We start from the raw sequence: 12,207 nt of genomic DNA on the forward strand, positions 1-12,207 counted from the left end.
GCATCCGGCCGGGACGGGATGATTCGGACCGCCGGGCCGGCGTGGAAACGGGAGCCCCCACGCCGGCTCGGCCCCATCCCGGGCCTCGTGTCACCCGAAGGCCCGAAGTGTGTCCCGCGCCGCGTCGTGTGAGCCGGGGACACCCCTCCCGAGGTGGTAGAACCACGGGTGGTCACTGGTCGGACACGGTACGAGGGGAGCGCGTGGTGACGCGGTTGGCAGGGGCGGTCATCGGCATGGCGGCGGTGGCACTCGTCGTGGCGTATCTGGCTTTCGGATGGCCGGTGCTCCTGGTCGGCGGACCGCTGTTCGCCGGCGTCGCGATCACGGTGCTCGCGCTCGTGCTCACCGAGCGTCCCCGGGCCGCGCTGCGCGAGCGCCGCGCGGCGCACACCGGCGACTCCCCGTGGAAGAGCGCGGTGGACCGCGGCGAGCGTGCGGGCAGCGGCCTGATGAGCGGCTTCTTCGAAGCCGGCCCGCAGCCGGGTGCGCTTCCCGAGCAGCGTCCCGCACCGGCTCCCGGTGCCCGCCCGGCGGGCGCCCGGTAGCGATAGGTGAGAATCGGGCGGTGACGATCTTCGGCACCGCCCGTACCCGGACCCTCCGGGGGCGGCCGTGCTGATCGGGATGACGTTCGCCGTCCTGGCCATGCTCTGCAGCACGGTCGCGGCGATCCTCCAGGCCGACGCCGCCCGCCGGGGCGGCCGCACCAGCGCGGTGCTGACCCGTCCCCGCTTCATCGGTGGGATCGGGATGGACGTCGTGACCTGGCTCTGCATGGTCGTCGCGCTGCAGTTCATCCCGATCTTCGCCGTCCAGGCCACGCTGGCCGGGGCGATCGCGATGACGGCCCTGTACGCCCGCTGGTTCCGCGGTGAGTGGCTCCGCCCGGTGCACCGGCTCGCGATCGGCTGCAGCATCGTCGGCCTCGCCCTGGTCGCGGGCAGCGCCGGGACCGAGCGGAAGGAAGCGGTCACCGGGTACGGGACGACGGTGGCCGTGCTGGTGGCCGCACTCGTCGCCGTCATGGTGGCGACGCTGGCGACCAACCGGACGACGAGGCCGTGGCCGCCCGCGGTGCTCGCCGGGCTCGGGCTCGGCGGCGGCTCGGTGTGCATCCGCGCGATGCACGTCTCGGAGGGCGTCAGCGTCTCCGGACTGCTCGCGGAACCGCTGGTGTACCTGCTGCTCGGGATGGCTGCGACCGGGCTCTACAACTACGCCCGCGCCCTGCAGCTCGGCGACATCGCGACCGTCACCGCGCTCTACATGGTCGTGCAGGTCGTTGTCCCGGGACTGGTCGGGATCACGCTCCTGGACGACACCGTGCGCCCCGGTTTCATGTGGCTGCTGCTGCTCGGGCTGGTCCTGGTCGTCTACGGGACCTCGATCCTGGCGCGCCGCCGTCCGGAGAAGCGGACGCCCCCGCGGGTGGCCTAACGTCGGCCGGCATGGCGACCTTCGAGCGTCCGGGTCTGACCCTGCACCACGAGGAGCGCGGCTCCGGCTTCCCGATCCTGCTGATCGCGCCGGGCGGGATGCGCTCGACCATCGACGCCTGGGGGAATGCCCCCTGGGACCCGGTCGAGCACCTCTCCGACCGCTACCGCGTGATCGCGATGGACCAGCGAAACGCCGGTGGCTCGGCCGGTGAGGTGCACGGCACCGACGGCTGGTCCACCTACACCGCCGACCAGCTCGCGCTGCTCGACCACCTCGGCGTCGACGAGTTCGCGGTGCTCGGCATGTGCATCGGCGGCTCCTACATCGCGAGCCTGCTGGCCACCGCACCGGAGCGTGTGCGCGCCGCCGTCACGCTCCAGCCGATCGGCCGCGACGACAACCAGCAGATGTTCGAGGAGAAGTTCGACGAGTGGCGGGCCGGGATCGAGGCCGACCACCCCGAGGCGTCCGACGACGACTGGGCCGCGTTCCGCTCGAACATGTACGCGGGCGGCGGGATGCTCTACTCCGTCCCGGACGAGGCCCTCGCCCGGTTCACGACGCCGTGGCTGGTCCTGATGGGCGGCGACCCGTTCCACCCCGAGCAGGTCTCCCGCCGGCTGGTCGAGCTCGCTCCCGGCGCCGAGCTGGTGGAACGCTGGAAGGCCGTGGAACACGTCCCTGCCGGCAAGGCGGCCGTCGACACCTTCCTCGCGAAGCACCTGCTCTGATTCGTCCACGACCGGGCCGCCCCGGCACGGCACGATGAACCGCATGCCGAACTGGGACGACGTCGTGCGGATCGGGTCCGGGCTGCCGGAGGTCGAGGAGTCGACCTGGTACCGGACGCCGTCGCTGAAGGTCCGGGGCAAGGGTTTCGCGCGGCTGCGCACCGAGGACTCCGCCCCGGACACCGGCCTGGTCCTGATGTGCTCGCTCGAGGAGAAGGAGGCGTTGCTCGCCTCCGGCGACCCGGCGTTCTTCACCACCCCGCACTATGACGGCTACGGCGCGATCCTCGTCGACCTCGACCGGGTGGACCCGCAGCAGCTCGCCGAGCTGGTCGAGGAGGCGTGGCGGCGCAAGGCCCCGGCGACCGTGGTGCGGCACCACGACGGCTGAGCAAGGATCACCCCGTGCGCTACGTGGTGATCGGGGCAGGGGCCGTCGGCGGGACGATCGGGGCGCGGCTCGACGGCGCCGGGCGCGACGTCGTCCTCGTCGCACGCGGGGCGCACCTCGACGCGATCCGGGAACGCGGCCTGCGCCTCGACTCCCCCGACGGGTCCCGGACCCACCGGATCCCCGCGGTCGCGTCGGTCACCGAGGTGGACTGGGCGGACGGCGACGTCGCGGTGCTCGCGGTGAAGTCGCAGGACACCGGCCCGGTGCTGACGTCGCTGGCCGCGGTCGCGCCGGACGTCACGATCGCCTGCGCACAGAACGGCGTCGCGAACGAGCGCGCCGCCGCCGAGCGCTTCGACCGGGTCCAGGCGGTGCTCGTCATCCTCCCGGTCGAGCACTACGAGCCGGGCGTGGTGATCGCGTCGTCGTCGCCGGTCCCCGGCGTGCTCGACGTCGGTACCTACCCGGCCGGCACCGACGACGCGAGCGCCGCGCTCTCCGCCGACCTGCGCGCCGCCGGGTTCGCCTCCCGCCCCGACCCGGCGGTCATGGACGCGAAGTACGGCAAGCTCCTGACCAACCTCGGCAACGCGGTCGACGCGATCTGCGGGACCGCCGACCCGGACGCGGCCCGGGTGACCGCGGCCGCCACCGCCGAGGGCGAGGCGTGCCTCGCGGCCGCCGGCATCACCGCCCGCACCGGCGACGACGACCGCGTCCGCCGCGAGGGCATCCTCACCGAGCAGGCGGTCGGCGGGCGGTCCCGGCGGGGCTCGTCGTCCTGGCAGAGCCTGAGCCGGGGCAGCGGGTCGATCGAGGCCCGGTACCTCAACGGCGAGATCGTCGCCCTCGGCGCGGCCCACGGCGTCCCGACCCCGGTGAACGCCGAGCTGCTCCGCGTGGCGGAGGAGATGGCCGCGTCCGGCGAAGCCCCCGCCTCGCGGCGTGGTGCCACCCTCCTCACCGTGTTGGCATGACGTACCCGCTCGCGACGGCCCGTGCCGCGTTCCTCGCGTCGCTCGACGGGCTGTCGGCGCTGCTCGACCAGCTCGACGACGATGCGTTGCCCGCCCGCAGCCGGTGCCGCGGCTGGCTGGTCACGGACGTACTCGCCCACCTTCATCTCGGGCTGGTCGAGATGCTCGCCGGTTTCCCGGCCCGCACCGAACGGCCGGCCGACGCCGATCTCGCCACGTACTGGACCGCGCCGTCACCGGGCGCGAGGCAGCCGGAGTGGGCGCACGTCCGGTTCGCCCGCGCGCTGGCCGCCGCCTACGCCCGGCCGACAGGACAGCTCCCGCACGTCCGGACCACGGTGCGCGGACTGCGCCGGCTGGTGGCTGACCTGGACCGGGAGTACCGCCTGGAGTTCCAGGGCGTCGTCCTGGAGGTGTCCGACTTCGTCGGGACCTGGGCGGTGGAGGTCGTCGTCCACCATCTCGACATGATCGTCGACCTGGCGGGCGCGCCGGAGCCGCCCGCGTCCGGCCTCGAGGTCGTCCGGGACACGGTGACGCGGCTCGTCGACGATCCCGTCGCGCTGGACGGCTGGGACGACCGCGCCCTCGCCCTCGCTGCGACGGGCCGCGAGCCGGGCCTGCCCCCGGTCCTCGGCTGAACCCGGTGATCACGGATCCGGCAGGGATCCGGTCGGATGTGGCCGCGCCCCTGCCCGACCCGTGATCACCGCGGAAACGCCGTGAACAGTCCCGGGGGACGGCCTACTGTCGGGGCATGTCGGCTGCTCAGGAGATCCGTACCGTCGCCGAACTGCAGGAGCTCACCGGTGAGGCCACTGCGCCGGCGATCGCCAAGGAGCGCGACCATCTGCTCGACGTGCACCGCGAGTGGATCGCGGTGTCCCGGTTCCTGCTGCTCGCGACCTCCGGTGCGGACGGCACGTGCGACGTGTCGCCGAAGGGCGATCCGGCGGGCTTCGTGCACGTCGTCGACGACCGCACCGTCGCGATCCCGGAGCGGCCCGGCAACGGCCGGGTGGACGGCTGGCGCAACGTCTTGGAGAACCCGCACGTCGGGCTGATCCTCCTGGTGCCCGGCCGCAACGACACCATGCGGATCAACGGCCGGGCCCGGCTCGTCCGGGACGCGCCCTACTTCGACGAGCTCGCGGTCAAGGGCCGCCGGCCCCTGCTGGCCTGCGAGGTCGCCGTGGACCAGGTCTTCACGCACTGCCCGAAGGCGTTTCTGCGCTCCGAGCTGTGGAAGGCGGCGACCTGGCCGGAGAAGGACCGGCTGCCGTCGGTCGCCGCGATCGCCCAGCAGCTGGCCCGGCCCGACGAGCCGCTGGAGAAGATCGAGGAGTACTACGGACCGTCCTACGCGGAGCGGCTCTACTGATCCGTACCCGGAGGGTCACGCAGATTACATCGAAACCGCTGGTCAGGGTGTGAATAATGGGCCCACGTGAACACCCCCGTCCCGCCGGTCCGGCGATCCGTGCGCGCCCTGCTGTCCGCCGTCCTCACCGCACTCGCGATCCCGATCGCGCTCGCGGCGGGGGCCGCGCTGCCGGGTCCCGCGATCGTCGTCTGTGTGGTTCTGGCGGTGTTCGTCGGTCTCGTCGCCAGGACACTGTCCTGGGTGGCCGGTGAGCCCGGTGGCCAGGCCGCGACCGTGCTCGCGCTGAGCGCCGGCCTCGGTTCCGGGATCGCGGTCGTCGTGCTCGGGGTGCTCGCGGTGCTGGCCGGACCGGTCGTCCTGGTGGTGATCCCGCTGGTCACCGCGTTCGCCGTCGTCGGTTGGTGGGTCGTCCGGGGTGACGCAGGCCCCGTCGTCTAGTGCGGTGTGTGGGCCTCCAGGACGGGGGCCGCACCGACGTCCGCGAACGGTCCGGGCGACTCGACCAGGCACAGCATCGGGTGGCCGTACAGCGCGGCGAGCCGCGCCTCCCGGGCGAACGCGTCGAGCACCGCGTGGGCGAGCCCCGGCCGGAACGTGTCCAGTACGTCGTGGTGCCGGATCAGGACGGCCGTCCCCGTGGAGGCCGGGTCGGCGCCGCCGAAGGTGAACTCGGCGACGTCGCTGAGCGCGTCCGCGAGGGCGTCGAGCCCGGAGCGGCCGTAGCCGTCCGGTAGGCCGAAGATCCCGGCGAAGCCGTCGTAGAGATCCGCCTCGCGGGTCCAGCGCCCCGCGTCCAGGCGCAGTACGACCCAGCCGAGCTCGGACAGCCGGCGGGCGGCCGCGTCGAGGACCTCGGGGTCGTCCACCCGGTGGACGAACGAGTTCATCAGCAGCTGGTGGTCATAACGCGAGTACGACGCCGTGTGGTCCGGCGCCGTCGGGTCGAACAGCACGTGGCGCACCATCGCGACGATGGTGCCCGCGCGCGTGCCGGGCGGCAATCACGTCACCGGGCGAGGCCGGCGACCTCCCAGGCTCCCTCGATCATCCGGAAGATCTCCTCCACCGCGGCCTCCGGATCGGGTGCCTCGCGGGCCAGCGCGTGGGAGTCGATCACGAAGGTCGCGAGCGTGCGGCAGGCCGTCGTGTCCGGCGGCACGCCGACATCGGCGGCGACCGCCGTCGTCAGCGACGCGGCATGTCGCAGGCGCATCGCCTTCTCGTACTCCTTCAGTGCGGGCGTCCCGTCGATCATGCGCCAGATCGGGGCGGCGGCGCCCGACGCGCAGTGACGGACCATGGCCTGCATCTCCCGGCACAGGGCGGGCACGAGTGGCTCGCCCGGTGCCCGGTCGCGGACCGCGTGCGCGAGTCGGAGCTCGACGTCGTCGTCCTGTTCGAAGACCAGGGCCTCCTTGGAGGCGAAGTGCGAGAAGAGCGTGGTGACGGCGACGTCGGCCTCGGCGGCCACGTCGCGGATGCCCACCGTGTCGTACCCGCGCTCCAGGAAGAGCCGTATCGCAGTGTCGGCGATCTTCTGACGGGTCGCGGCCTTCTTGCGCTCACGGCGTCCGGTCGGAGCGGTCACGAGGAGAGGCTACCAGGTCTGAAATCATACCCGTTGCAAAATACTAACCGTTAGCCTTAGTCTCGACCGCATGAGGAGAGTGAGCTTCGCCGAGTTCGGCGGTCCCGAGGTCCTGCAGGTCGTCGACGTCGAGGAGCCCCACGCGGGTCCCGGCGAGGTGCGCGTCGCCGTCCGCGCGGCAGGGGTGAACCCGCACGACTGGCGGGTCCGCGAAGGACAGTTCCAGGCGTTCCGACCGGTCGAGCTGCCCTCCGGGCTGGGGCTGGACGCCTCCGGCGTGGTCGACGAGATCGGCGACGGCGTCGACGGGGTGGAGATCGGCGACCACGTGTTCGGCGAGGGTGTGGACACCTACGCCGAGTTCGCGGTGCTGACGGCCTGGACCCGCATCCCCGAGGGGCTGACCTTCGCGGAGGCGGCGGGCTACCCGTCGGTCGTGGAGACGGCGCTGCGCATCCTGCGCGAGGTCGGTGTCCAGCCGGGACAGACGCTGCTGGTCAGCGGCGCGTCCGGCGGCGTCGGCTCGGCGGTGCTGCAGATCGCCCGGGACCGCGGCATCACGGTGATCGGCACCGCCGGCACCGCCAACCAGGAGTACCTCCGGAGCCTGGGGGCAGTCGCGACGACGTACGGAGACGGCTGGGTCGGGCGGGTGCGCGGGCTCGGGCCGGTCGACGCCGCCCTCGATCTGGCCGGCTCGGGCGTGATCGGCGAGCTCGTCGAGCTGACGGGTGATCCGCAGCGGGTCGTCTCCATCGCAGATCTCGGCGCGCCGGAGTTCGGGGCCCGGTTCTCCGGAGAGGGCGGGAGCGTCCCGGACGCGCTCGCCGAGGCCGTCGGGCTCATCGAGCGGGGCGTCCTGAGCATTCCCGTCGAGCGGTCCTACGCGCTCGACGACGTGGCCACGGCGCACGTCGACAGCCGCACCGGCCACGCGCGAGGGCGCCGGGTCGTGCTGGTGCGGGCGGGAGCGGCCGCCGGCGGACCGGAGACCGGCCCCTGATCCCTCCCGCGGTCCCGGTCGACCGTCCCCGGGAGGGCTCCCGGGCACCGACCGGCATCGTCGTCCTCCCCGGACGAAGAGGAGATCGTCATGGTCGACGCGGACGCACCGGACGGGGCCGCTCCGCGAGGGGGCAGCCGGGGACGCCGGACGGCGGCTGCCGTGCTGTGCGGTGCCCTGGCGGCCGCGGCCTTCGGCCTCGGGGTCCGGGGGCTCGTGGCAGGGAGCTCGCCGACGGCAGGCGCCCCCGCACTCGGCAACGCCGTGCTGGTGCTGGCCGGGTGCGGGTACTGCGCTGCGGCGGCCCTTGTGAGCTCCGCGCGCCGGGCCTGTCGCGCGCTCGACGTGGCGACGCTCCTCGCCTGCGCCTGGTGGGTGCTCGTCGTCGTCCCGGTCGCCGCTCCGGAACCGCCCGGCGCCGCTGCGCCGTTCTCCACCGCGGCGACGACCGCGGCAGGCGTCGCCGGCACCCTCGTCGCGCTCGCGCTTCAGGGGCTGCTCGGGATCGTGGTGCTCCTGGGGGTACGCACGTTCGCACGGCGATCATGACGAGGAACGACGAAGGCCCAGAATCGGCGAGGAACTTCTCGCTGACCTGGGCCTTCGTGTTCTGAGCGGATGACGGGAATCGAACTCGCGTATTCAGCTTGGGAATCCGATGCACGTCGCCGGATCCGGGCCCTGACCTGCGGGTCGAGGTGGTCGCGAGTGACCGCTGTTGCCCCCTCTGGACTCTGCCGTATCGCACGTTCGTCGCACGCAGCCGCAGCCCTGCTGCTCTGCCAGTGCCATCCCGTCGACCTGCTGCAAGCCGACCGCGCGGGCGGCCGTGGGCGGCCCTCGACTCAACCGCCGGCCGACGTCGTCAAGCTCCGCCCACGGTTGTCCGTGTGGTAGCCCGGAGGGAGGGCGGCGGGATGGCACGCTCACCATCCCGGAGATCAGCCCGCCCGGCGAGGGCATGAGTAGGCAGCCGATCTACCTCGCAGGCTTGGCAAGACGATCCCGCGAGACGGTCTGGACTGCGGAGCTGTCCTGCATGCGACGCCGTCTCCGCGTCGAGGGTTCGACCAGCCCTATGCGTCTATCAACTTTCTAGCCCTCAGATGAGGTAGGATTTGTAGGCGACCGAGACCAGGAGGACCGTTGGCAGCACAAGAGTTCCTGTCCCCCCAGGAGGACGGCGATCGGTGGTTGACCTGGGCTAACGACGAGCTGGCCTCGAAAGGTCTCACTGTGGACCTCCTGCATGCTGCCGCCGAAGCTGGACGGCGCCGTCAGCTGGCTGTGAGCCCCCTCGCGCCGAAGTCGACCCCAGGCCAGGATCGATGGAGCGAGACAGTCGTTGTGCTTCGCGAGAGGACGGGGTGGGAGGTCGACGACGCTGACGGGCTTCCGAAGACTCTCCACCCCTCGGGAGAGTTCCAGGTAATCGTTACGACAGGGCGGGGTGGGGTGGGACAATTCGGTACTTGTCCCACCCCTAAGAACGGTCTTGGATCCATCATTCGGTGCATGATCGACGGCTGCCCGCGAACAATTCCAATGATGGACCGCCGGGGGAACCCGGTAGACGTTGATGAGTACGACGAGCCTGAACCGTGGCTGTTCATGACGGACTACCACGACGGGATGATTTACTCCGAACTTTCGTGTCCTTCTGCTCGCGCTGGCGACGAAGTGGTTGAGTACAAGCATAGGATCCCGCTACCGCCGATTCCGTTCGACTCTCGCGAGGATGTCGAGATCCCGCCGGTTGAGACCCCCGAGAACGAGACGGATACTGTGGTGGACGTCGAGCCGCTCGAATAGCTTGAAGGAAAGGAAGATTTGGTGACCGTCTCACCGTCACGCCTGTTGCTGGCGCGGAAGTTGCGCGGGCTGACACTCGCTGACGTGAGTAGAATAGCGGAACTGAATCCCCAAACGCTCAGCCGGTATGAGAACGGTCGGCAAGAACCTTCAGCGGACAGCTTGTCTCGCCTTTCAGACGCCTTGTCCGTTAGGGAGGAGTTCTTTTCTCTTCCTGAAGTTGACGGAATTCCGTTGGAGGCCGTCAGCTTTAGGGCGCTGTCGAAGACACCAGCGTTTCGTCGTGACCAGGCATTGGCGGGCGGGGAGATAGCCGTTGAGATTGCCGAATGGATCTCTTCGCGTTATAGGACTCCTAATCCGGATCTTCTCTCAGTCGCCCTGCCAGATGGCGCAGGTTTGGCATCCGTTGAGGAGGTTGCTCTTAGGGTTCGAAACTATTGGGAGCTGGGTTCAAAGCCAGTGCCAAACGTTCTCCATTTGCTCGAGTCCCGTGGAGTTCGTATCTTCTCTCTAGTGCAAGAGGTGAGAGACGTCGATGCGTTTTCGTTCTTCAGGCGAGGCGTTCCCTATATTCTTGTCGATACGGGAAAGACTGCCGAAAGGCAGCGCTTCGACCTTGCTCATGAGCTTGGTCATCTCGTATTGCATCAAGGTAGTGAGCGGGTGCACGGGCGCGACGCCGAAAGGCAGGCGGACCGGTTCGCTGCGGCGTTCCTCATGCCACGCGAAGATGTCCTAGGGCAACATATGAGGAACGCCTCGGTAGAGCGTATTCTAGCTGGGAGGAAGCGGTGGAAAGTCTCGGCGATGGCGCTAACTCATCGGCTTCGCGAGATTGGACTGCTTACGGAATGGGGATACCGATCTTGTTGCGTTGAGCTATCTAAAGCTGGATACCGATCGTCGGAGCCTGGCAGTAAGCTCGTTGCAGAAACATCGCAAGTCCTCGATAAGGTGCTTAGCCATCTTCGGTCTCCGGGAGGCGGTGGCGTGAGACGCCTGATCGACGACTTGTGTCTTTCGCCGGCGGAGTTTAGTCGGCATATTTTTGGACTAGTTCCTACTGTGATTTCGGGTGAGTCGATGGCTAGTGGTGCAGTCGGATCGCGAAGCAACCGCGACGGTCGGAGTCTGACTCTAGTCTCAAGTGAAGCAGTTGAAGGTTCGCGTTTAGAAGGCGTCACTACTAGCGTCTGCGAGAAGAGATGAGCGACCTCGAACGGATCCATTCGCAGCCGACCCAAGCCTTGGCGCCGGCCGCGGTTGGCGACGGTCTGCTCCAGTTTCAAGATCTACTCCTGGGGCAGATCCAGCATCTTGGATTGCCCGCGGAGGGCGTCTTGGTTAGCCCAATCGAACGCCAGAGGGCTCTCAAGAATGTCGATGACGCGTTATCTGAGTTGTCTGCTGACGACCGCGCGCGGGCGGTCTATGTCAGTAAGATGATTGCAGCGGCTGCGGTTGGGCTCTTTGATGCTGCCCTGAACTATCTCTGGGACGAAACTGTCTCGGAACTCCGGCGACGTGTCGCCGGGTTTGATCTCAAGTATTTCTTTGATATCGCAGTCACATCGCCTGACAGAAGAAAGCGCTTGTCCTCTGTGGAGGACCTGGTCGAGGTCAATGACATCGATCTTATACGCGCGTGTAATGAGATTGGTTTGCTCGATCGGGTCGCGGCCACTGAGCTGAATCATATTCGATTTATGCGTAATCACGCGTCGGCTGCCCATCCTAACCAGGCATCGATTACCGGACTGCAGCTTGCTACATGGCTGGAGACCTGCGCTCGATACGTTCTGACGCTATCTTACGACCAAATCACTGCTGAGACTGGTCGACTGCTGGCGAATGTCCGCAGTGACCGGATCGATCACGCCCGGGTCGACGAGATTACTGCGTTCTTTGACGATCTCGACGATCGTCGGGCCCAGTCTCTCGCGGCTGGCCTTTTCGGCCTCTATGTTGATGCTGACCGGTCTCCTATTGTCGCCGACAATGTTCGTGTTCTGTGGCCTGAGATCTGGCCCCTCTTGGACGATGAGACCCGATACGGCTTTGGGAATCGGTACGGAAGATTCGCTGCGAACGCTGACCAGGAGCAAGCGGGGTACAGTCGTGAACTGATAGACCTCGTTGACGGTCAATCCTACCTGCCGGAGCAAGTACGGCAGATTGAGATTGATAAAGCGGTTGACGGTCTGATGGTGGCACATCAGGGGTTCGATAACTTCCATATTGAGCCAAGTGCGGCAAGGACATTACGTGAACTGGTTGGTGACGGCGGCGATGTCCCAAAGGGCGTTGCAGCGAAGTACGCCAAGGCGGTCACTAGAACTTTTATAGGAAATGGTTACGGCGTCTCGCGGGGTGCAGTCGGATACTACCGCGAGATGATCGAAACATTCTCCTCAACTCAGGCCAGTATCTCACTCCGTGCGTTCAGATCCCCTGAGGTCTCGAGTGCCCTTCGTTCGTCTACTGGAGAAGCGCAGTGGAACGAGCTTCTGGACCTACTTGAGCCTAAGTTGACAAGTCGTCGATCTCGAGACCTGCTCGAGGCGATCCGCGAGTTCTCGGCCACGCCTGACAAACTTGGTAGTGACTCTGGCATCCAACGATTGCTGGAAGCGTTCAAGGGATAAGCGGCCCACGCATGGCTGGGGGTGCGACCGGCCGGAGGCCGCAGCGCACCCCCAGCCGGCGCCGTAGGCGCCGCTTGATACCGAATGGAAGGTCTAGACACGGCGAGCGCTGATGCCGTTGTCGTGTCCCGGCTGATGCTTGACGTTCCGGTCTCACCTGATGCTTGACGTTCGGGCCTGATCGGCTTTCCTGTCCGCTGTCCGTGCTGGTCAGCGGGTGGTGGGGA

The 12,207-nt window shown here is 68.4% G+C and carries 15 protein-coding genes; 13 read left to right on the plus strand and 2 right to left on the minus strand.

The genetic code is table 11. The features are described 5' to 3' along the window. Window positions 1-206 precede the first annotated feature (206 nt). The 8 genes from AD017_RS13870 (at window position 207) to AD017_RS13905 (ending at window position 5,367) form a co-directional block, all read left to right on the plus strand. Complete coding sequence (locus AD017_RS13870; RefSeq protein ID WP_139316942.1) at window positions 207-548, plus strand: hypothetical protein; 342 nt, start codon at window positions 207-209, stop codon at window positions 546-548. A 79-nt stretch (window positions 549-627) separates the two neighbouring features. Further along, window positions 628-1,440 carry a hypothetical protein gene (locus AD017_RS13875; protein ID WP_139316941.1) on the plus strand — a complete coding sequence of 271 codons (813 nt, stop codon included), beginning with the start codon at window positions 628-630 and terminating at the stop codon, window positions 1,438-1,440. An 11-nt stretch (window positions 1,441-1,451) separates the two neighbouring features. Next, entirely contained in the window at window positions 1,452-2,174 is a 723-nt protein-coding gene (locus AD017_RS13880; protein WP_060574469.1) for an alpha/beta fold hydrolase, read from the plus strand. A gap of 43 nt (window positions 2,175-2,217) precedes the next feature. Further along, entirely contained in the window at window positions 2,218-2,565 is a 348-nt protein-coding gene (locus AD017_RS13885) for an MmcQ/YjbR family DNA-binding protein (protein ID WP_060574470.1), read from the plus strand. A gap of 14 nt (window positions 2,566-2,579) precedes the next feature. Then, window positions 2,580-3,545 (plus strand): ketopantoate reductase family protein, encoded by a 966-nt coding sequence (locus tag AD017_RS13890; RefSeq protein WP_010226086.1) that lies wholly within the window; start codon window positions 2,580-2,582, stop codon window positions 3,543-3,545. Then, complete coding sequence (locus AD017_RS13895) at window positions 3,542-4,186, plus strand: maleylpyruvate isomerase N-terminal domain-containing protein (RefSeq protein WP_060574471.1); 645 nt, start codon at window positions 3,542-3,544, stop codon at window positions 4,184-4,186. Before AD017_RS13890 ends, AD017_RS13895 begins: the two co-directional genes overlap by 4 nt. Before the next feature lie 116 nt (window positions 4,187-4,302). Beyond that, window positions 4,303-4,926, plus strand: coding sequence for a pyridoxamine 5'-phosphate oxidase family protein (locus AD017_RS13900; protein ID WP_010226084.1), 624 nt, complete (start codon window positions 4,303-4,305; stop codon window positions 4,924-4,926). Window positions 4,927-4,992: 66 nt separating this feature from the next. Next, complete coding sequence (locus tag AD017_RS13905) at window positions 4,993-5,367, plus strand: hypothetical protein (protein WP_010226082.1); 375 nt, start codon at window positions 4,993-4,995, stop codon at window positions 5,365-5,367. On the opposite strand, the gene AD017_RS13910 is transcribed toward AD017_RS13905, so the two are convergent. Both AD017_RS13910 and AD017_RS13915 read right to left on the minus strand, forming a co-directional pair. After that, the gene (locus AD017_RS13910; protein WP_145982753.1) at window positions 5,364-5,894 is read right to left on the minus strand and encodes a barstar family protein; all 531 of its coding nucleotides are present in this window, start codon (window positions 5,892-5,894) and stop codon (window positions 5,364-5,366) included. The genes AD017_RS13905 and AD017_RS13910 overlap by 4 nt on opposite strands. 41 nt (window positions 5,895-5,935) lie before the next feature. Next, window positions 5,936-6,517, minus strand: coding sequence for a TetR/AcrR family transcriptional regulator (locus tag AD017_RS13915; RefSeq protein WP_010226078.1), 582 nt, complete (start codon window positions 6,515-6,517; stop codon window positions 5,936-5,938). 70 nt (window positions 6,518-6,587) lie between these two features. Between AD017_RS13915 and AD017_RS13920 the strand changes: the two genes are divergently transcribed. From AD017_RS13920 to AD017_RS33425, 5 genes are all read left to right on the plus strand, one after another. Next, window positions 6,588-7,520, plus strand: coding sequence for an NADP-dependent oxidoreductase (locus AD017_RS13920; RefSeq protein ID WP_060574473.1), 933 nt, complete (start codon window positions 6,588-6,590; stop codon window positions 7,518-7,520). Between the two features lie 90 nt (window positions 7,521-7,610). After that, window positions 7,611-8,069: a hypothetical protein gene (locus AD017_RS13925; protein WP_060574474.1), complete on the plus strand. Its 459-nt coding sequence runs from the start codon at window positions 7,611-7,613 to the stop codon at window positions 8,067-8,069. Window positions 8,070-9,035: 966 nt separating this feature from the next. Beyond that, complete coding sequence (locus tag AD017_RS13930) at window positions 9,036-9,332, plus strand: hypothetical protein (protein ID WP_145982754.1); 297 nt, start codon at window positions 9,036-9,038, stop codon at window positions 9,330-9,332. 84 nt (window positions 9,333-9,416) lie between these two features. Continuing rightward, window positions 9,417-10,544 carry a helix-turn-helix domain-containing protein gene (locus AD017_RS37415; protein ID WP_369821687.1) on the plus strand — a complete coding sequence of 376 codons (1,128 nt, stop codon included), beginning with the start codon at window positions 9,417-9,419 and terminating at the stop codon, window positions 10,542-10,544. Then, window positions 10,541-11,980 (plus strand): hypothetical protein, encoded by a 1,440-nt coding sequence (locus AD017_RS33425; protein WP_082538253.1) that lies wholly within the window; start codon window positions 10,541-10,543, stop codon window positions 11,978-11,980. Before AD017_RS37415 ends, AD017_RS33425 begins: the two co-directional genes overlap by 4 nt. Window positions 11,981-12,207 lie beyond the last annotated feature (227 nt).

Origin of the sequence: Pseudonocardia sp. EC080619-01, from assembly GCF_001420995.1 — a bacterium.
Taxonomy (GTDB): Bacteria; Actinomycetota; Actinomycetes; order Mycobacteriales; family Pseudonocardiaceae; genus Pseudonocardia.